Origin of the sequence: Proteiniclasticum sediminis, assembly GCF_018128025.1 — a bacterium.
Classification (GTDB): Bacteria; Bacillota; Clostridia; order Clostridiales; family Clostridiaceae; genus Proteiniclasticum; species Proteiniclasticum sediminis.
The window spans coordinates 1-18,351 of the sequence record NZ_JAGSCS010000024.1 but is presented as its reverse complement, the minus strand read 5'-3'; the positions used below and the strand labels follow the sequence as shown (position 1 = coordinate 18,351).

Below are 18,351 nucleotides of genomic sequence, written 5' to 3'. Positions count from 1 at the left end.
TGCATGCTGCAGCAGGACCTTTTCAGTACCACAATTCTTGCGGATAGGTTGAGCTAAAAGATACCATGTTTTGAACAGTATACATGATACCTGGGTGGCACGATATCAGAAAGAAGAAAGATTTGACGATTTCCGCTGCGGGGGTGGAAATGTGATGCACACTTAATAAGCATGGGTGTTTTTTGTTGATGATATTAAGGTGCCATGATAAAATTATGACAAAAATATGGAATACGGGGGAATGTGTGTGAAAAAGAAGAAAGGTGCTCTTTTGGTCTTGCTGCTGTTACTATTGGTGTTCATCCTGCTGTTTGCCGTGAAGTGTGCGAAGGATCCAGAAAGTCCCAAGGATCCGGGAACTGTGGGGAATCAGGATCCCGGGGATAAAGAAGCCCTGAAGTTTGCTGATCCGGTTTTTGAAGAGCTGTTGAAGGCTGAACTGGGAAAAGAAGAAATCTACCCAGCGGATTTGGCGGGTATTTCTGGGGTTCGCATTGCTGCGGACAAGTTTATGTTCCTCTCCGGAAAGGGGAGACCGTCCAAGAGCATCATCCTGTATGAAAAGGATACGTTTGAGTATGAGGGACAAAAATACACCGGCTACGGCACCATGAAGTCCCTGGAGGATCTTCAGTATTTTCCTGATCTCACCGCCCTTCATGTGACCCTGCAGCCCGGAGTGGATTACAGCACCATTCCAGAAGATTTAAAGCTTGGCCAGCTCACCATCACCCAAAGCCAGCTCACGGATCTCGGATTCCTCCAAAAGGTTCCCGGGCTGGTGTCGCTGAACCTCAACACCAATGATATCGGCGACATCTCGATCCTAAAGGAACTTCCGGAGCTGAAGTATCTTTCCCTGAACTTCAATCAGATTTCGGATCTCCAGGCGTTGGCGGGACTGCTGAAGCTGGAGGAACTCACCGCCTACGACAACCAGATCGCCGACATCACCCCCTTGGCAGAACTGAAGAACCTGACGGAAATCGGATTCTACAATAATACCATTAAAGACATTACCGTACTCCAGGGGCTCACCAACCTGAAGACCGTGGAGCTCATCAACAATCAGATCGAGGATGTTTCCCCGCTGAAGGATTTCACCGCCTTTGAACGGCTGGCCCTCACGGGAAATCCGGTGACGAACATTGAGCTTCTCGACCACATTGCCAACCTGGAATTCTAAACAAGCTTTCGTATAAGAAAAAGAGAGGCTTATTGGTCTCCATGAAAAGGAAGGAGCCAGCTGCAGGGTTTGCAGCTGGCTCCTTCACCTTAGACGGATGCCTCCAGGGGGTCCAGTTCTCGTTTAGCGTAGGCCAGTTCCTTCTCCACAGGGAGAATCACTTTTTCGTAGCGGTCGATTTTCAGGTTCAAGCGGTCGAGGGTCCTCTGCATCTCCTCCACCTGAGCAGCAATGCGGTTTCGCTCGGCGATGAGGATATTCTTTCGCTCCTCCGCCGTGGATTCACCTTCTTCATAGAGGCGGACATAGGCGACTAAAGCTTCCACTTGGACCCCGGAGTTTCGCATGCACTTGATGAAGTCAATCCAGCCGCAGTCGTAATCCGTGTAGTTTCGGATACCGCCTGCTGTTCGGTGGACCCGGGGGATGAGGCCTACTTTTTCGTAGTACCGGAGGGTGTCCGGGGTGAGATCAAATTCTTTGGATACTTCCGCAATGGTCATAATCAACCTCCTCGAGATTATTTTATCGTATCCCTTGACTTGGAGTTAACTCCAGGTGTTAAGCTCAGTTTAGCACAGAAGCATGCCCGAGGTAAAGATCTTGAAGAAGGACACTTCGCGGAGCTTTTATCCGGCTTCAAGACACCAAAATCTTGGATTCGGAGGCGAAATACATCTCATCAGGAGGAACATTATGCTCGGCAATTTTAAGTATTCCAATCCCACAGCTCTTTATTTCGGGGAGAACGCCCTGGAGGGACTTCACCAGGAACTTCCCCGCTACGGAAAGAACATTCTTCTCGTCTATGGCGGAGGCTCCATCAAGGCCTCTGGACTGTATGAGGAAATCCTCGCCATCCTGAAAAAGGAAGGGAAAACCGTCATCGAGGACCCCGGCGTCATGCCCAACCCCACGGTGGAGAAGCTCCTGGAAGGAAGCCGGCTAGCTCGGGAACATCAGGTGGATCTCATCCTCGCCGTGGGCGGAGGGTCCGTCTGCGATTACGCCAAGGCCGTTTCTGTATCAGCCCACTGCAGTGAAGACCCCTGGACGAAGTACTTCCTGCGCATGGACGATGTGGATAACCCCATCATCCCTGTGGGCTGTATTCTCACCATGGTGGGCACCGGTTCCGAGATGAACGGCGGTACCGTCATCACCCATCCAGAGTCCAAGCTGAAAATTGGCCACGTCTTCGGGGAGAATGTCTACCCCAAGTTCTCCGTCCTAAATCCTGTCCTCACCTACACCATTCCCCGAAGGCAGATGGTGGCGGGGTTCTTTGATATCTTCTCCCATATTCTGGAGCAGTACTTCTCCGGAGAGGATGACAACACCTCGGATTACCTCATGGAGGGGCTGATGAAATCCCTAATCCACAGCACCCGCATCGCCCTGAATGATCCGGAAAATTATGAAGCCCGCAGCAACATCATGTGGACCGCTACCTGGGCATTGAACTCCTTGGTCGGCAAGGGGAAGTCCATGGACTGGATGGTCCACATGATGGGACAGTCCATCGGAGGCTATACCAATGCCACCCACGGCATGACGCTCTCGGCCATCTCGTTGGCTTATTACCGATATCTTCTGCCCTATGGGTTGCCCAAGTTCAAGCGGTTTGCTCAAGAAGTGTGGCATGTCCGCCCGGAAGGAAAGTCCGATGAGGAGATCGCCCTGGAAGGACTCCACGCCCTGGAAAGATACATGACAGAGCTGGGGGTAGCACTAAACATCACGGAACTGGGGGTCACCGAAGATATGCTGGATGGCATCGTCCAGGGAACCTTCATCCTCAATGGAGGCTATAAAGTCCTCACCCCGGAGGAGGTTCGGCAGGTGCTGAAAGCCAGCCTTTAAAGAAGAATCCCATTAAACCATAGGATGAGCAATAGAAATGACGGCTGAAAACAGCCGTCATTTTGCCGTCGTGATTTAAAGCATATCCAGAGGCACTCGCTGGGAGGGCGGGGGAAAAGCGGCAGAAAGGGCTGCCAGATCCTCCATAGAGAGGGTGAAGCTCAGCATCTGAGCATTCTGGTTTACATGCTCTAGGGTGGACGCCTTGGGGATGACGCAGAGGTTCTTCTGTGCCAGGAGAAACGCCAGCATCAGCTGTTCGGGCGTCTTTTCCAGCCGTAGGGCCATTTCTTTGACCAAGGGGGAACCGGTGATCCGTTTTCGGGATGCCGCATCATGGGCCATGGGGCAGTAGGCCATGGTGAGGATGCCTTGGGCCTGGGCGTAAGGAAGAAGATCCCTTTCAATGCCTCGGGAACCCAGGTGGTAGAGCACCTGGTTCACCCGGCAGTTTTCCCCCTGGGGCACCTGGAGAAGCTCCTCCAGATCTTCCACATCAAAGTTGGAGACGCCCCAGTTTCGGATGAGCCCTTCGGCTTTCAGCTCCTCCAGGCCTTCCACGGTTTCTGCCAGTGGTACGGAGCCCCGCCAGTGGAGAAGATAGAGATCCAGATAGGCGGTGCCCAGGCGCTTCAGACTGTTTTTGCAGGATCTTTTCAGCGCTTCCTTCTTCCCGTGATGGGGATAGAATTTGGAAACCAGGAAAAGGTCCTCCCGGCGTAAGCCCTTCAGGGCTTCGCCAATGAGTTCCTCGGAAAGTCCTTCGCCATACATTTCCGCCGTGTCCAGGAGGGTCATTCCTTCCTGGATTCCATGGCGCAGGGCACGGATTTCTTCAAAACGGGTTTTGGGGTTTTCCCCCATGTTCCAAGTGCCCATGCCCAGCTTCGGCATGGGAGTTCCGTCTTTGAGCAGCAGTTGATTGTCCATGATATACCTCCGATTTTGACGCGTTGAATAGGCTTAATCATCATTCAGGATGAAGTCAGTTTCCGGATCTTGCCGTGCCTTCCAGCTCCCGGCCCTTGGTGTAGATATGTTCCCGTATGGAATTCAGGAAGAGCTCTGTGGACAGGGGAAGCACGGTGTCTTTACGCCGAATGCAGTAAATCCGGCGCATGAGGGTGATGTTCTCCAGAAGGTCCACCCGGTGAAGAAGGCCCAGCCGAAGCTCCTGTTTCACCGCGCTTTCGGACACGATGGAGACCCCCAGGTTTTCGTAGATACTTTGCTTGATGGCTTCCACGCTGCCCACCACGCAGATCTTCTCCGGCTTGAAATGGAACTTTCCGGCCTGCTCCAGATAGGGAATGAGGGAAGTGCTGGGATTGGTGACCAGGAAGTTTTCCTTCTGGAATTCCGCCAGAAAAATTCTGGATTTTCCGGCCCAGGGATGGCTGTTGTTCACCACAATGACCAAAGGGTCCTCCAGCACAGGCTCACAAAGGAGCTCTTCGGAATCGGAAAAATAAGGCTGGGAGATAATGCCCAAGGGATATTTCCGAGCCCGGATGCTTTCCACCACATTCCGGGTGTACTGGACATTGTTGACGATGGTGATATAAGGATACTTTTGGCGAAACAGGAACATAAGGTTGGGCAGGATGTAAGTCCCCGGTGTGCTGGAAGAGGTGATGAGAATCTCCGACTGCTCCATGAGGCGAGCCTGGAGCAGATGCTCCTTCCCGGTCTCAAAGGTGTTGATCATCTGTTGAGCATAGGGGAGGAACAGCTGCCCGTCCTTGGTCAGCAGGGCTTTCTTCGTTTTTCGGGACACCAGCTCGCAGCACAGTTCCCTTTCCAGGCGCTGGATGCGAAGGGATACCGCTGCCTGGGAACAAAACAGCTCTTCAGCGGTTTTGGTGAAGCTGTTGTTTTTTGACACGTGGATGAAGGTTTGGAGGGTTTCCAAATCCATGGCGTGACCTCGCTCTTTCCTTTATTGGGGGAATCCTCCAAAAAGAGTGACCCCCATCGTATAACTAAAATTTATCGTAAATATGGTGAAGATTCAAGATAAATTAACGAATAGCGTAAGATTTCGGTTTGCAATTCACAAAGATCATAAATAATATTAATGATAATAAAGGAAAAACGGTAACATGAGTTTTATTTATGGAGATCATAAAAAAATGTCGTTGGTGAAAGCTTTGCATCCTCGGTATGATGAATGTATCAAACGTTAACATTTGGTAAATACTTCAACTAAGGGGAGAATCACTGTATGGAAACTACCGTGAAGGTTAAAAAGGCAAAAGGTCCTTTTGAACTGAAAATGCAATTTTTCGGATTACCGCTGGCCCTGTTCTTGTTTGCCGTGCTTTACACCATGCCCACGCCAGCTGGGCTGTCCTATGCCGGAAAAATGGCCCTGGCCGTTTTTGCCGCAGCACTGACGCTCTGGATTTCCGAGAGTCTGCCCAATTATGCCGTCTCGCTGCTTGTCATTGTCGCCCTGCCACTCACCGGAGCCTGGAGTGAGTCCAAGGCCATGGAAGTGCTGGGGTATGAGGTTATCTGGCTTACCTTTGCCGCCTTTATCATTGCCTCCGGCATGGAGAAAAGCGGACTGGCTCGGCGCATGGCCCTCTTTCTCATCAGCAAGTTCGGCAAGAGCGTCAACAGCGTACTGCTGCTTCTGATCTTCATCAATTTCGCCATTGCCTTTGTCGTTCCATCCACCACGGCCCGAGCGGCCATGATGTTCCCCATCGTGCTCCTGGTGGTGGAGGCCTTTGAAGTCAACATCAACGATCCCAAGAATAACTTCGGAAAAATGCTGGCCCTCCATGGAATCCAGGCCAACAACCTGTCCACGGCGGCCATTGTCACGGCCACCTCTTCCCAGATTCTGGCCATCAGCTTCATCAAGGACCTCACCGACCATGATGTCTCCTGGATGGAGTGGTTTATTGCTTCGGCTCCGGTGACGATCCTCACCCTCATCGCCATGTTTTTCATCGGCAAAGCCCTGTTCAAGCTGCCCAAGTCCGAGGTCAAAACCCTGGATCTTTCCAAGATCAAGGCAGAGTATGCGAAGCTGGGCAAGATGACTCTCAATGAGAAGAAAGCGCTGGTGATCTTCCTCGTGACCCTGACCCTTTGGGTCATTGACAGCATTCAGGTGAAGCTCTTCGGCTTCCAGCTGAGTCTGGTCATGGTGGCCATCCTCTCCGCAGCCTTCTTCTTCATGCCCCACATCGGCATTCTCAAGTGGAAGGAAGCCAAAATCTCCTGGAACCTTCTGATCTTTGCCTGCGGCGCGTATGCCGGCGGTGTTGCCCTGGATGAGACCGGCCTTGCGGCCTGGGGACTCAATATCCTCTTCAAGCGCATGGGCCTCCAGAACATGAGCTTCGTGCCCCTCTTCGCCGTACTCATGTTTGTGGCCAGCTTCAGTCACTTCATGTTCACTTCAAAAACCGTACGAACCATTATCCTGATCCCCACCATCATCGGTATTGCCAATGCCACCGGATACAATCCTGTAGCCCTGGCCCTGCCTGCAGCTTTCTGCATCGCCGACACCATCACGCTGCCGCCTCACAGCAAGGTGAACCTCATCTACTACGGCACAGGATACTTCACAGTGCTGGAGCAGATGGTTTATGGAATTCTGGTCCTTCTGGCCAAGTGGGCCATCATGGTCCTGGCATCCGTCACTTGGTTTAAAGTCATCGGACTTGTGTAAGGAGGAGAGAAAAATGAAGAAGATCAAAACCATTCTATTCGCCTTCCTGACCATGGGAATGCTGACGACCCCAGTGCTGGCCCAGGAATTTGGTGTCCTGAATCAGGTTGCAGACAGGGTATCCCCCGAGGGCGACAATGCAAAAATTGTTCAGGTCATTCTCGCCGAAACCAATGAGGAAGGTCAGGTGGCTTTCCCCAAGTACAGCAAAACCGAGCTGGTGGAGGTCACCGCATCCAAGGGAACCTTAGCGGGAGATCCCGAAGAAGTGGAGTATGGCGATACAAGCTACTATCTGGCCACCTTTAAAGAAAAGGGTGCCGAAGTGGAGTTCACCGTCACCCTGACCAAAGAAGGGCTTTATGTAGGCAAGAAAGCCAAGTTGGGGGACACCTTCCCCAATGGCGCCATTACCGTGGAGCACAAGGTGACCAACACCTCACCCAATACCATTGGCGAATACAGCGTTACGGTTGTAGCTCCTAAGGGAAAAGAACTCTTAAACATCGTGGACTATGATGCCGAAGATCCCTACACCTATGCGGTGGAAGAGGGCAGACCCGTGGGCGGCTATAACTTCGAGGAAGTGAAGCCCGGCAAGGAAGTGAAGCTCGCGCTGAACTTCTATGCTCCCCAGAAGCAGCACACCGTGCTGGTCTGGGTGCTCTCCGCCGTGATTTCTGTGGCATTCATGCTGAAAAACAAGGATCTGCTCAAGGGAAAACCTGCGCAGGAGTAATCCGAACATCATCAAAAGACGACAAGGTAGGAGAACAACATGAGAAAGAAACAAGGACTCCTGGTGATCCTGGATGGATTGGGCGATCGGCCCAACCCCGAACTTCACGGCAAGACTCCGCTGGAAAGCGCCGTGACGCCCAACTTCGATTTTCTGGTGTCCAAGGGGATGTGCGGCAACGTCTACCCCATGACACCGGGAGTCCGGGTGGGCACCGACGTGGGCCATCTGCAGATCTTCGGGTATGACAGCAATAAAGTGTATACCGGCCGAGGGCCCCTGGAAGCCTTCAGCGCAGGGATGATTCTCCAGCAGGGCGATATCGCCTTTCGCGGGAACTTCGGCACCGTAGATGAAAATCTGGTGGTGGTGGACCGGCGCGCGGGGAGAATCCGGGAAGGCACCGGGGAACTGGCCCAGGCCCTTCATGGGATGGTGCTGGAAGATGGCACGGTGGTGCAGGTGAGAGCCCTCACGGAGCATCGCGTGGCGGTGGTTTTCCAGGGCAGTGCCCTCAGCGACCGCATCGTCTGCACAGATCCGGGAACAGCAGAGGAGGGAGCGAAACTGGTGGTGCCCAGTCCTTTAGAGGACAGCGCCGCCAGCCGAAGAACCGCCGCCAATCTCTGGGAGTTCACGAAGAAAGCCCAGCGGATCCTGGAAAGACACCCGGTGAATGCGAAGCGGAAAGCGGAGGGGCTCCTTCCCGCCAACACCGTCATCACCCGGGGCCCGGGAATGAAGCAGGATTTCCCCACGGTGACCGAGCAGTACGGCCTGAAAGCCGCCTGCGTCGCCGGCGATACCACTGTGGGCGGCATCGCCCGGCTGGCGGGTATGGACTACTATACGAAAGACAGCTTCACCGGAAGCTTTGACACGGATCTTTCCGGAAAGGCGGATCTGGTCCTGAAGCTTCTGAAGGAAGACCGTTATGATTGGGTAGTGCTCCATGTGAAGGCCACGGACCTGGCGGGTCATGACAATCTGCCGCTGATGAAAAAAGAGATGGTGGAAAAGGCCGATGCCATGATGGGCAGGCTCCTCCAAGGGTTGGACCTGAATCAGTGTTACATCACCTTCACCGCGGACCACAGTACCCCCTGCGAAGCGCGGGATCATACGGGGGATGCCGTTCCCACCTTCATCGCCGGAGGCGATGTTCGAAAAGACGGCATCAAAGAGACCGGCGAGACCCCCTTCATGGCGGGCAGCCTCCAAAATCTCACCGCCAACGATATCTTCATGCTCCAGATGGATCTTTTGGGCTTTACCGAAAAGGTCGGAGCCTAAGCCATGCATCCGCAGAGAAACTTCTCTGCGGATGTTTGTTTATTTTGAAAATATTCTTTAACTATTTGATTGCTAGATTTGTTTTCCGGTTATAATGAAAGAAGTGTATTATTCCTATCCAACACTGAAAGGAGCGATGAAACATGGCAGAAACGCAAGGCATCCTGGCCTGGACCCTGGTCAGCGAATGCCCCATCCCTGGGGATGTTCAGGATCTTCTGGTTCCCGGAGAAGTGGCGGTGGCCGCCTACAAGACTCTTCGGGACAGTGCGATCTTTACGAGCAAACGGCTCATTGTCCGGGATTCCCAGGGACTCAGCGGAAAGAAAGTGGAGATCTATTCCTTGCCCTATTCCTCCATCAACATGTGGTCCACGGAAAATGCAGGAAAGTTCCTGGATTTCAATTCCGAAGTGGAACTCTGGACCCGGGCAGGGCACATCAAGATCAATCTGGCGAAGAACGTGGACATTCGAAAGTTTGATCGGCTCATTGCGGAAGCTTTGCTGAAGTAATGGAAAAATCATGAGCAATAATCCGTCATCCCTAGGGGGATGGCGGATTATTTGCTCTGGGATTCGGATTGCGGCCAAACTGGCGTTGACAGGAAACCACGAAGATGATAGCGTTTAACTAACGACTATTCGTTAGGAAGGAGGGTGACCAGTGGATAAAAAACAGGAAATTCTTCATGCAGCCTACGCCTTATTCTGCCAGAAGGGAGAACATCTTTCCATGGCGGATCTGGCCGAGGCCGTGGGGATCAAGACCCCGTCCCTCTACAGCCACTATGCGGGAAAGGAGGAGATCCTCACCCGGATGATCGAGGAAGAAATCCGTCAGTATGAGGAGAGTCTCCAAAAGCTGGTGCAGCGGCTGGGGGACCTTTCCAGTTATGAGGCGCTGAAGTCTTTCTTCTTCAGCATCCTCGCCTATTATCAGACGGAGAACCGGCTGCGCTTCTGGCGCATGCTTCCCCTTCTGCAAAGCGTTGCGCTGAAAGAAACCTTTGCCGGGGCCATCGGCGAAACCGACCGCCGAAACTTTGCGCAGATCCTGCAATTATTAGTTCGCGGAAAGGAGACGGGCGAAGTTCGGATCCGGGATGCGGAGAGTTCTCTCCATCTCTACTTTTCCATGATCCAGGGCATTCTGGAGGCCATGCTCCTTTACCCGGAGCGGGCAGAGGATTTGGCTTTTGCGGAAAGAATCTTTGAAGCCTATTGGGCGGGGATTCGGGCATAACGCTGTGGGTGCGGCGATACTTTCCGAAGTGAGAATTAAATCTGTGCAAAAATTAGGACTGAAGGAGAATAAACGATGATTTTAAATCAATGGTATGCCATCCTGCCCTCCAAATCGGTAAAGCCCCAAGGCATAGTGGGGTTGAAACGTCTGAATCTAAATCTGGCGCTCTTCCGAAATGCCCAGGGCGAACTGGGCTGCGTGGTGGATCAGTGCTCCCATCGGGGAGCGGCCCTCAGCAAGGGGGAAATGAAGGGAAATTGCCTTATGTGTCCCTTCCATGGCCTTGAGTTTGACCCCCGAGGGGAATGCACCTTTGTGCCAGCCCTGGGAAAAGCGTCCACGGCGGATCTTCGGCGCTTCAACGTCACCGCCTATCCGGTGCGGGAGAAACATGGCATCATCTATTTCTGGTATGGGGATTCAGCAAAGGTCACGGAGGAGCTGCCCTTCTTTGCTGCCCATGTGGATGAAACCTATGTCTACAGTGAGATCGAAGATCATTGGGAAGCCCACTACTCCCGCTGCATCGAAAACCAGCTGGACGTGGTTCACGTGCCCATTGTTCATCACAATACCATTGGAAAGGGAAACTAGACCCTAATAAATGGCCCCAAAGTGCTGTTTGAAAAGGGGGTGCTGCAAACCAGCGCCAACAATGAGGTGGATCATGGACAAAAACCCAAAGCGCCAGGGGACTGCGTCATCAAGGAAACCAATCTGAACTTTGTGTATCCCAATCTCTGGATGAACCATATTTCTCCCAAAATAAAGGTCATCATCTATTTTGCGCCGGTGGATGAGGAGAATACCATCCTCTATATCCGGTTCTACCACAAGCTCACGGCCATGAAACCGGTGAACCACGTCATTGCCTACTTCGGGAAATATGCAACAAGATTGTGGAGCGCCAGGACAAGCGCGTGGTGATCACCCAGCAGCCCAAACCCTCTTCCTACCGATCCGGGGAAAAGCTTCTGGTGGGCGACGGGCCCATCATCCAGTATAGGAAAATACGAGAGGAGCTGAAGACGAGGGGGAACGATCAGGGATGATTGTCGAAGGGTTTGCTTCTTCCTCTCCGGAGATTTAGCGGGGAAAATTGTGTTATGCCCATGAGATAAGGGTAAATTGAAAGAAAATACAGAAAATGGTAAAATGGAACCATCATCCATCCTTGTCCCAGATCCCTCAGTTTTGGAAACTTCCTGTTCGACGATGCACTCATCAAAAGTACGAGGAGGATTATCATGGAAAAGTTAGGAAAAGCCTGGATCAACGGAATCTTTTTTGCCCTCACCCTCGTGGTCAATACCTTGGGAGCCATTGGCCTCATCAACGGTCTCTCCCAAAAGGAAATCTCCGACCGTTATGTGACCCTCATTACCCCCAGTTCCTCCACCTTCAGCATTTGGAGCGTAATCTACTCCCTGCTCCTCGTCTCCATCATTGTGATGATCGTGAAGAAGAATGATCCGTACTACCAGAAAGCGGTGGATGAGATCTCGTTTCTCTTCCGTCTCTCCTGCATCTTTAACATCGTCTGGATTGTCACCTTCTCCTTTGTCCTGGTGGAGGTTTCCGTCCTCTTTATCTTCGCCTTTGTGGTGAATCTGGCTATTCTTAGTCTGAAACTCCTAAAGATCCAGGAAAAGAGGCGCTGGCTTCTGCCCCTGACCTTTGGCCTATACTCCGGATGGCTCTTCATTGCCACGGTGGTGAATATCGCCGCCGCCTTAGTCAAGATGAAGTGGAATGGTTTTGGCATCGGGGCGGAGATCTGGTCCATCCTCATCCTCGCCATTTCCGTGGTGCTGGTGGGACTGGTGGTGCTGAGAATCAAGAATGCGGCATTCCCCCTCTCGGTGGCCTGGGCCTACTTTGGGATTTACCAGTTCCTTAATATGCCTTCGGGATTCAAGGGGGCCTATCCGCTTCTCGAAATCGTCGCCTTGGGCGGCAGCGTCGTTCTCATCGGCATCGCCGCCATTCAGCTCTATCGAAACCAGTTTGCCGTGATTCCTGCAGCTTCCAACATCAGAGGATAGCGAGCACACCAGAGATCCTAAAAATCCTGTACTTCTTAAACTTGAGTTCTGACTGGATCTCAAAATCCCAAGGCAGATCTTCATCCAAAGTAAATCCAATGAAAAAGCAATCCCGCTCTGTTTCAAGAGTAGGATTGCTTTTTAGTATCTAGAATTAATCAGCAGTTTCCATGAGCCCTTTCAGGTATTCGGCTAGGGTCTCCACATCTTTGCCCAGGTCCTTCACGTCAAACCCCAGCTGGCTGGAGGCTTCCGCCGTATCTAGCCGGTAGGTGGTGGTGCCGTCGGTGATTTCCACATAGTCTGCATTTTCGATGAGCCCCAGGATTTGGATGGCTTCCGGGGTGAGATCCGTATCTGCCAGGGGCTTAACCGTGCTGGAATAGATCACCCGGAGTCCATAGGGAGCCTCCGCAGTTTTCAGCTCTAGAGTATAGGTCCCCAGGTTTCCCATGCCGATTTTCCCTAGAAGATTGGAAACGGCGCTGTTATCTCCAACAAAGGGGACCCGCTGCTCAAAGAGATCAAGAATATCATCTTTCATGGGAATCAGATTTTCCATCCCCAGGGGGACGTTTGTCATGGTTTCCTTGTAGACCGCATCCAGACCGTCCATTTGGATTTCCAGGACGGGATTGTCGCTGCCCTGGTACTGGACCTGGAAGAGCTGCTCATCCACCAGGGAACCTTGAAGATCCTTCTGGAAGCTCGCGGTGAACTTCGCGGGGCGGAATAGGCCTTGGGGGTGGCCCATGGCGGTGAGGCCCAGGATGGGCTGCTCTCCCCGGATATAGATGAGGTACTCGGAAATAGTCGTCGTACCCGAGGTCCCCGTATGGCGAAGGACATAGATCCCGTCACCGGAGGCTGCCGAATCCTTCAGCCAGTCGCTGACCACAGGGGTGTTTTTAAACTCCTCCGGGGGTACTCCCGATACACTGCCAAAGCTGCTGGTGTTGGTCCCCCGGAAAGCGGCGAGACCGCCAACGAGGAGAAGGACAAGAAGCAGCGGAATGAGGAGCACCGCCAGGAGGATTTTTCCGAGGCCCTTATCCCGGGATGGGGGTGGTGCCGTTCGCTTCAGCTCTTCCGGCACCGGCTCTCCGCAGCTGGCGCAGCGGGACCAGGAGGGATCCAGAGGCTGATGACAGTTAAGGCAGCTGGCCTTGAGGCTTGTGCCGCACTGAGGACACACAGCGTAGCTCTCCCGTACGGGATAGGAACACTGGGGGCAGGACAGGGCTGTGTGGTCCGATCGGACTACCAGGTAGAGGATGAGTCCGATGAACCCGGGGGCCAGGACGGCGATGAGGGTCCAGAGGACCGCATTCATCCCACGGCGATTGGCATCCCGATACACAGTGATGCCGATGAGCAGGGGAATCCCCAGGAAGAGGACCAAGAGAACCAGGAGGAAAATTGAGCTAACAATCACATTCATCATGCATCATCCTTTCATGGAGGGTTAGAATTCACCCACGGGGGTGCCGTGGAGAAGATTTCCGGAAAGCTTTCGGCCGGTGAATACGGCCAGAACCCCGCTGCCGGCCAGGGATCCCCCAAAGAGGAGGATGCAGGCCGTGGCGGCGGCCATGGAGTAGGGGACCACCAAAAAGGCCAGAAGAAGGAGGCTCAAGTGGACGAGAAGTGAAGCGCTGAGAAGAAGAAGGGTCTCCTTCAGGAGACGGCGCTGCTTCAGGGTCTCCTGAAGCTGAGCTTCCGTGATCCGTGGGGGTTCATGGGCTTCAAAATTATAGTTCAACTTCATCCTGCAACATCTCCTTCAAGAGTTTTTTGGCTTTACTGAGTCGGGATTTTACGGTTCCCACGGGGATTTTCAGGACCTTGGCCGTCTGGACCTGGTCCAGTTCCTGAAAGTAGTAGAGAATCACCGTCATTCGGAGCTTCTCGGGAAGATTGTCCACCGCCTCCTGGATCCCCGATGGAGGACGGGGCTCTTCGGTGGCTGCCACCTGGGCAAAAGCCAGATCCTTGGATTCCATGGTGGGGAAAAAATCCCAGAAGGGGCTGCGGAGGCGCCTACGGAAACTGTCCCGGTAGGTGTTAACGCAGATGGCCGTGAGCCAGCCCTCAAATTCGTGCTCCGGCGAATACTGCTGGAACTTGGCGCAGACCTTGAGCCAGGTTTCCTGGTAGAGGTCATCGGCGTCCTGGGGCGAGGAGGTAAGGGTTCGGCATAGGCCATAAAGCCGGCGTCCGTATTTTGCAATCAAGTCATCCATCATGGTCTTTTCCCCTCCTCTACTTCCATATACGATTTAACCTGGGATAAGGTTCATTTTAAGCTAAAAAGATTTTCGGACAGAAAACGGCGCAGAAGTGGTCTTCCCTTTTTTGGAAAGGACGCACAGCCTGCGCCGTAGTATCATGTAAAAGATGGGATAGGTGTACTCTCCTGGATTAGAGAAGGTCCAGGAGTACTTCGTTGCGCCGGAACATGGGCGGAAGGAAGGGCGGATTGTATCTCGCCAGACGGAAATTCCCCACGGGGATCTTTCCCTGGGCCTTGGTCCAGGCCAGGAGCTTTTCCTCATAGGCTTTGATTTTGTCGGGATTCACCGTACCGGAGAAGGTGACGGAGGCCACCAGCTTGGGTTCCACCTTCTTCAGCCGGATCCGGGGATTTGTGGGCTGGGGCAGGGTCTCCTCCGTGAAGGATTTCGGCATGACGAACTCCGTGGAAAGCGTCTTCTCATCTAGGGCGTTGAACACCGGCGTGGTCATGGCAATCTTTTCCTGACGGGCATTCTTCCCGCTGATGTAGTCAAAGATCTGGCCAAAGCCTGAGGTCCCCCGCAGAGAGGTTTCGTCCACCGCCGCGGTGATGTAGGCATCATACTGCCGGATTTCAAAGGAACCTTCTTTGTGCACCACCGAATAAGGGGCCGTCTCATATTTGGACATTGTATTTTCCTCCTTTTCCGGGTAAGCTGAAATAGATGTAATATTCAGGTATATTATAGCACCCGGAAGGGATTTCGTCCTGAAATCTTCGCTCTGGTGCCCTTTCAGACATAGGATCAGAATAGGTTTAACCGAGGAGGAAAAACACCATGGAGAAAATGCTGAAACCGAAAATCGTCGTCAGCCGCTGTCTGGGTTTTGACGCCTGCCGCTACAATGGGCAGACGCTGCCGGACAAATTTGTGGAAAGCCTGGGAGACTTTGTGGAATACCGGACCATTTGCCCTGAAGTGGAGATTGGTCTGGGGGTTCCCCGAAATCCCATCCGCCTGGTGCTGGAGCGGGGAGAGATGCTGCTCTTTCAGCCGGGAACGGGCAGGGAGTATAAAAAGGACATGTTGGACTATGGGGATAAGCTCTTTGAGGAGCTCACGGATATCGACGGGTTCATCCTGAAAGGGCGCTCGCCTTCCTGCGGGATCAAGGATGTCAAAGTCTACCTGGGCAAGGAGAAAGCCGTGGGATCCATGAAAGGCGTGGGTATTTTTGGGGAACAGGTTCTCCAGACCTTCCCGGGCCTAGCGGTGGAAGAAGAGGGAAGGCTCACCAATTACCGGATCCGGGAGCATTTTCTCACGAAGATCTACCTCCTGGCGAGGCTCCGGGAAGTGGAAAAAAGTAAGAAGATCCGAGAGCTGGTGGCTTTTCAGTCCCGAAGCAAGTATCTCCTCATGACGTACAGCCCCAAGGAACTGAAGATTCTTGGGAAAATCACCGCCAATAGTTCGGGACAGCCCTTTGAAGAAATGGCCGCCCAGTACCGGGAACATCTGGGCATCGCCTTGGCCCAGCCACCAAAGCCCTCCAACATCATCAACACCCTCATGCACATTCAAGGGTACTTTTCCGAGGAGCTCACGGCAAAGGAAAAGAGCTTCCTCACAGAGACTTACAATAAATACAAAGAAGGGAGGGTCCATCTGGGCGTTCCCGTGAATATTCTCCGCAGCTACGCCATAAAATATGAGCAGGAGTATCTCCTGGATCAGTATCTATGGGAACCCTTCCCGGAGGAGCTGATGAATATCAGCGATACGGGCAAGTGATGGATGGAGATAAGCATTTAGGAGGAGAGATATGAAAAAGTTAAAGGGAATCGCCCTTTTGGGGATATTGGGGGTAGCCCTACTGGTCTTTTACGGGTATTTTATTCACCCGAACACTTATCCGGAGGAGGTGGCGCTGAAACGGGGAGATGTGGTGGTCACTGCCCAGGGAGTCATCCATGGGGAAAAGTTTCATGCCTTCGTGCAAAACGTGGAAAATCAGAAGCCTGATTCGGTGCGAATCACCTGGTACTCCAGTGAGGGGGCCCCGAAAATCACCGATCTTCAATTTGATGGAAAGCGCATTCAATATCACGGAGATCTCTCCCGAAGTGGGAATGAGCGAAGCTGGATTCCGGCCTATGGCGAGTATACGACGATGGAGAAAAATGACTTAAACGTCTATGTCCTCACGGACGAGGCGGGAAAATACGATACCCTATGGGTTTTCCAAGAGAAAGCACCATAAGAAAAGAGCAGGTTTACCGCCTGCTCTTTTCTCATGGAAATTATCTTCTCGCAATGACATGGAGATTCATGGACTATCTGCTCCCGTTAAGGCAGTTCCCGCATTTTTCGATCCAACAAAAAGAGGTTTTCCGGATTCGGGTAGTCGTTAAGGAGGATGCCGTGGGGGTGAAGGGGAATCAGCTGTGGAATGGTGGTCAGAAGAAGATCATAACCGGTAGGAAGTCCGGACTGAAGGACTTCGCTCAACGGGTACACGGTGATGGTTAGTCGTGGTGCGTGGCCCTGGTGAAATTGATCTTCCAGCATTTTTGCCAAGAAGCAGCTATGCTGTATCCCAAAATCGCTGACGAGAATTGCCTTCCGGTTAGGGTTATGGTCCAGGATTTCTGGAACTTGGAGGCAAAGCCAGAAAAGGATGGAGTGGAGCTGGGAGGGAATATCCACACCCAATCGCTGGGCCATGGTTTGGGTTTGGGTTTCCACCAGATCCCAAAGGGATCTGTGGGTTTTCTTCAAGGAATCCGCAAAGTAGCCAATACGGTCAAAGAGCATAGAAGTTCGATGAGGGCGGTATTTGGCAGTGAAATAGATGGATTGAAGAAGAAAGAGGAGTCTTTCCTTTCTTCTCTCATCCAAACCTGAGGGGATCATAGGAGCAAGAACGGACCAAAAGTCAGTTATGGCTGCAAAAACATTGGTTTTTTCCTCTTCACTGTCCCACCCGATATACTGGCGGATCATAAATTCATAAATCGGCTGCAGCTGTTTGGTGGAGAGATGGGGAAACGCTTCTTTTAACGAAGAGAGAGAGCGGTGGAGAAGGGCATCATCAATGGGGTACTCTGAAGGAACGCCATATCCCTGGGTCTCTCGGATGAGGGAGATCATGGTGAAGACCAGATAGTAGAAAACTGCAATATCATCCTCCATGACGAATGAAGACTCCGTTTTGGAGAGGTGTGTGGTGAAGAGATCCTGGAGAAGTGATTTGAGGAGGGAGGGTTCCAAAGGAAGCGCATAGGCAGAAGGGTCAGGATCGGAAATTTCAATCAGGAAACCCGTGAAGAACTGACGAAGAAACTGCTCATCGTTACTCTGGATCTCCAGGAGATTGTCCTTCCGAACCACGGCCATACCGAAATCTCCGAGGAAACGGTTTATAACTGGAAAAAGACGCAGTAAGGTGGATCTGCTGACAAAAAGTTTTGCCTCATAGAACTCCAGTTTATTCTGGGGGTGGAAAAAGAGTTCCTTGATCCACCGCAGGGCGAGGGAATCATTGAAGAGCTTAAGAAAAATCTGTCCCATGACAGCCACGCTTTGGTGTTGAACCCGTACGCCGTTCTTCACTGAGATCTCCATTCCCAGCTCCTCCCCCCAGTTTTTTCGAAGCCAAGCCAGATCTTCAGCCACAGAGCGTTCGCTGGCAGAAACTTTTGCGGCCAGCTCCCGGGTGGAGATCCAATCTTCCTGAAGCATGAGGGTTTCCATGAGGGCGATACAGCGCTGGGCGGACAGATCCAATAACTTACGCATAACAGGTCTCCTTTTCTTGCGATCCCTGGAAATCAATGAAACACAACCATTTTTCCAAGTCAGAATTTGCATATAGCTCAGTATAACAAGAACAGAAAACAAATTGTAAGGTGTCAAGTAAAATAAGCCAATTTTCGCCACAAAGTATACCACTATTTCACGACTTCATCGGTTGTGTGTTTGATTTAGTCTAATATTGATTTTCTGTGCTTGAGCCGATATCCATCACCACTCATGTTGAAGATTTC

Annotated in this window: 21 protein-coding genes; 13 read left to right on the top strand and 8 right to left on the bottom strand. The window is 52.3% G+C overall.

Annotated features, from left to right (window positions below; genetic code table 11):
• Positions 1–247 precede the first annotated feature (247 nt).
• Positions 248–1,186, top strand: a complete 939-nt coding sequence (locus tag KCG48_RS15020) for a leucine-rich repeat domain-containing protein (protein ID WP_211802672.1) — start codon at positions 248–250, stop codon at positions 1,184–1,186.
• 89 nt (positions 1,187–1,275) lie between these two features.
• Here the strand turns inward: KCG48_RS15020 and KCG48_RS13185 are convergent, their stop codons facing one another.
• Positions 1,276–1,689 carry a MerR family transcriptional regulator gene (locus KCG48_RS13185; RefSeq protein WP_211802671.1) on the bottom strand — a complete coding sequence of 138 codons (414 nt, stop codon included), beginning with the start codon at positions 1,687–1,689 and terminating at the stop codon, positions 1,276–1,278.
• 193 nt (positions 1,690–1,882) lie between these two features.
• On the opposite strand from KCG48_RS13185, the gene KCG48_RS13180 reads away from it, so the two are divergent.
• A complete protein-coding gene (locus KCG48_RS13180; protein ID WP_211802670.1) occupies positions 1,883–3,049 on the top strand; it encodes an iron-containing alcohol dehydrogenase in 1,167 nt (388 codons plus the stop codon).
• 75 nt (positions 3,050–3,124) lie between these two features.
• On the opposite strand, the gene KCG48_RS13175 is transcribed toward KCG48_RS13180, so the two are convergent.
• Positions 3,125–3,979: an aldo/keto reductase gene (locus tag KCG48_RS13175; protein ID WP_211802669.1), complete on the bottom strand. Its 855-nt coding sequence runs from the start codon at positions 3,977–3,979 to the stop codon at positions 3,125–3,127.
• A 55-nt stretch (positions 3,980–4,034) separates the two neighbouring features.
• Positions 4,035–4,967 (bottom strand): LysR family transcriptional regulator, encoded by a 933-nt coding sequence (locus tag KCG48_RS13170; RefSeq protein WP_211802668.1) that lies wholly within the window; start codon positions 4,965–4,967, stop codon positions 4,035–4,037.
• Positions 4,968–5,273: 306 nt separating this feature from the next.
• Between KCG48_RS13170 and KCG48_RS13165 the strand changes: the two genes are divergently transcribed.
• The 9 genes from KCG48_RS13165 to KCG48_RS13135 all read left to right on the top strand — a co-directional run bounded on the left by KCG48_RS13165 (position 5,274) and on the right by KCG48_RS13135 (position 12,065).
• Positions 5,274–6,740 carry an SLC13 family permease gene (locus KCG48_RS13165; RefSeq protein WP_211802667.1) on the top strand — a complete coding sequence of 489 codons (1,467 nt, stop codon included), beginning with the start codon at positions 5,274–5,276 and terminating at the stop codon, positions 6,738–6,740.
• 13 nt (positions 6,741–6,753) lie between these two features.
• On the top strand, positions 6,754–7,479 hold the full coding sequence (locus tag KCG48_RS13160; RefSeq protein ID WP_211802666.1) for a hypothetical protein: 726 nt from the start codon (positions 6,754–6,756) through the stop codon (positions 7,477–7,479).
• A 39-nt stretch (positions 7,480–7,518) separates the two neighbouring features.
• Positions 7,519–8,772, top strand: coding sequence for a 2,3-bisphosphoglycerate-independent phosphoglycerate mutase (gene apgM / locus KCG48_RS13155; protein WP_211802665.1), 1,254 nt, complete (start codon positions 7,519–7,521; stop codon positions 8,770–8,772).
• 143 nt (positions 8,773–8,915) lie between these two features.
• A complete protein-coding gene (locus KCG48_RS13150; RefSeq protein WP_211802664.1) occupies positions 8,916–9,287 on the top strand; it encodes a PH domain-containing protein in 372 nt (123 codons plus the stop codon).
• Positions 9,288–9,438: 151 nt separating this feature from the next.
• The gene (locus tag KCG48_RS13145; RefSeq protein WP_211802663.1) at positions 9,439–10,017 is read left to right on the top strand and encodes a TetR/AcrR family transcriptional regulator; all 579 of its coding nucleotides are present in this window, start codon (positions 9,439–9,441) and stop codon (positions 10,015–10,017) included.
• A gap of 75 nt (positions 10,018–10,092) precedes the next feature.
• Positions 10,093–10,614, top strand: a complete 522-nt coding sequence (locus tag KCG48_RS14805) for an aromatic ring-hydroxylating oxygenase subunit alpha (protein WP_230977135.1) — start codon at positions 10,093–10,095, stop codon at positions 10,612–10,614.
• A gap of 21 nt (positions 10,615–10,635) precedes the next feature.
• Complete coding sequence (locus KCG48_RS14800) at positions 10,636–10,947, top strand: hypothetical protein (RefSeq protein WP_230977134.1); 312 nt, start codon at positions 10,636–10,638, stop codon at positions 10,945–10,947.
• Positions 10,920–11,072, top strand: coding sequence for a hypothetical protein (locus tag KCG48_RS14795; protein ID WP_230977133.1), 153 nt, complete (start codon positions 10,920–10,922; stop codon positions 11,070–11,072). The genes KCG48_RS14800 and KCG48_RS14795 overlap by 28 nt, the downstream gene beginning before the upstream one ends.
• A 195-nt stretch (positions 11,073–11,267) precedes the next feature.
• Positions 11,268–12,065: a tryptophan-rich sensory protein gene (locus KCG48_RS13135; protein WP_230977132.1), complete on the top strand. Its 798-nt coding sequence runs from the start codon at positions 11,268–11,270 to the stop codon at positions 12,063–12,065.
• Positions 12,066–12,219: 154 nt separating this feature from the next.
• On the opposite strand, the gene KCG48_RS13130 is transcribed toward KCG48_RS13135, so the two are convergent.
• The 4 genes from KCG48_RS13130 to KCG48_RS13115 form a co-directional block, all read right to left on the bottom strand.
• Positions 12,220–13,506 (bottom strand): DUF4825 domain-containing protein, encoded by a 1,287-nt coding sequence (locus KCG48_RS13130; RefSeq protein WP_211802662.1) that lies wholly within the window; start codon positions 13,504–13,506, stop codon positions 12,220–12,222.
• Between the two features lie 24 nt (positions 13,507–13,530).
• A complete protein-coding gene (locus KCG48_RS13125; protein WP_211802661.1) occupies positions 13,531–13,833 on the bottom strand; it encodes a hypothetical protein in 303 nt (100 codons plus the stop codon).
• Entirely contained in the window at positions 13,817–14,311 is a 495-nt protein-coding gene (locus KCG48_RS13120) for an RNA polymerase sigma factor (protein ID WP_211802660.1), read from the bottom strand. The genes KCG48_RS13125 and KCG48_RS13120 overlap by 17 nt, the downstream gene beginning before the upstream one ends.
• Before the next feature lie 175 nt (positions 14,312–14,486).
• On the bottom strand, positions 14,487–14,990 hold the full coding sequence (locus KCG48_RS13115) for an SOUL family heme-binding protein (RefSeq protein ID WP_211802659.1): 504 nt from the start codon (positions 14,988–14,990) through the stop codon (positions 14,487–14,489).
• Positions 14,991–15,139: 149 nt separating this feature from the next.
• Here KCG48_RS13115 and KCG48_RS13110 point away from each other — a divergent pair, with 149 nt between their 5' ends.
• The gene (locus tag KCG48_RS13110) at positions 15,140–16,096 is read left to right on the top strand and encodes a YbgA family protein (RefSeq protein WP_211802658.1); all 957 of its coding nucleotides are present in this window, start codon (positions 15,140–15,142) and stop codon (positions 16,094–16,096) included.
• Positions 16,097–16,127: 31 nt separating this feature from the next.
• Positions 16,128–16,565, top strand: coding sequence for a DUF4362 domain-containing protein (locus KCG48_RS13105; RefSeq protein ID WP_211802657.1), 438 nt, complete (start codon positions 16,128–16,130; stop codon positions 16,563–16,565).
• 86 nt (positions 16,566–16,651) lie between these two features.
• Here KCG48_RS13105 and KCG48_RS13100 read toward each other — a convergent pair whose 3' ends face one another.
• Positions 16,652–18,103, bottom strand: coding sequence for a helix-turn-helix domain-containing protein (locus KCG48_RS13100; protein WP_211802656.1), 1,452 nt, complete (start codon positions 18,101–18,103; stop codon positions 16,652–16,654).
• Positions 18,104–18,351: the final 248 nt, after the last annotated feature.

Excerpts from the sequence above, each read along its gene's own strand:
- KCG48_RS13185 (WP_211802671.1), bottom strand. The coding sequence starts at position 1,689 with ATGACCATTGCGGAAGTATCCAAAGAATTTGATCTCACCCCGGACACC.
- KCG48_RS13180 (WP_211802670.1), top strand. The coding sequence starts at position 1,883 with ATGCTCGGCAATTTTAAGTATTCCAATCCCACAGCTCTTTATTTCGGG.
- KCG48_RS13175 (WP_211802669.1), bottom strand. The coding sequence starts at position 3,979 with ATGGACAATCAACTGCTGCTCAAAGACGGAACTCCCATGCCGAAGCTG.
- KCG48_RS13170 (WP_211802668.1), bottom strand. The coding sequence starts at position 4,967 with ATGGATTTGGAAACCCTCCAAACCTTCATCCACGTGTCAAAAAACAAC.
- KCG48_RS13165 (WP_211802667.1), top strand. The coding sequence starts at position 5,274 with ATGGAAACTACCGTGAAGGTTAAAAAGGCAAAAGGTCCTTTTGAACTG.
- KCG48_RS13160 (WP_211802666.1), top strand. The coding sequence starts at position 6,754 with ATGAAGAAGATCAAAACCATTCTATTCGCCTTCCTGACCATGGGAATG.
- apgM (WP_211802665.1), top strand. The coding sequence starts at position 7,519 with ATGAGAAAGAAACAAGGACTCCTGGTGATCCTGGATGGATTGGGCGAT.
- KCG48_RS13150 (WP_211802664.1), top strand. The coding sequence starts at position 8,916 with ATGGCAGAAACGCAAGGCATCCTGGCCTGGACCCTGGTCAGCGAATGC.
- KCG48_RS14805 (WP_230977135.1), top strand. The coding sequence starts at position 10,093 with ATGATTTTAAATCAATGGTATGCCATCCTGCCCTCCAAATCGGTAAAG.
- KCG48_RS13135 (WP_230977132.1), top strand. The coding sequence starts at position 11,268 with ATGGAAAAGTTAGGAAAAGCCTGGATCAACGGAATCTTTTTTGCCCTC.
- KCG48_RS13130 (WP_211802662.1), bottom strand. The coding sequence starts at position 13,506 with ATGAATGTGATTGTTAGCTCAATTTTCCTCCTGGTTCTCTTGGTCCTC.
- KCG48_RS13125 (WP_211802661.1), bottom strand. The coding sequence starts at position 13,833 with ATGAAGTTGAACTATAATTTTGAAGCCCATGAACCCCCACGGATCACG.
- KCG48_RS13120 (WP_211802660.1), bottom strand. The coding sequence starts at position 14,311 with ATGATGGATGACTTGATTGCAAAATACGGACGCCGGCTTTATGGCCTA.
- KCG48_RS13115 (WP_211802659.1), bottom strand. The coding sequence starts at position 14,990 with ATGTCCAAATATGAGACGGCCCCTTATTCGGTGGTGCACAAAGAAGGT.
- KCG48_RS13110 (WP_211802658.1), top strand. The coding sequence starts at position 15,140 with ATGGAGAAAATGCTGAAACCGAAAATCGTCGTCAGCCGCTGTCTGGGT.
- KCG48_RS13105 (WP_211802657.1), top strand. The coding sequence starts at position 16,128 with ATGAAAAAGTTAAAGGGAATCGCCCTTTTGGGGATATTGGGGGTAGCC.
- KCG48_RS13100 (WP_211802656.1), bottom strand. The coding sequence starts at position 18,103 with ATGCGTAAGTTATTGGATCTGTCCGCCCAGCGCTGTATCGCCCTCATG.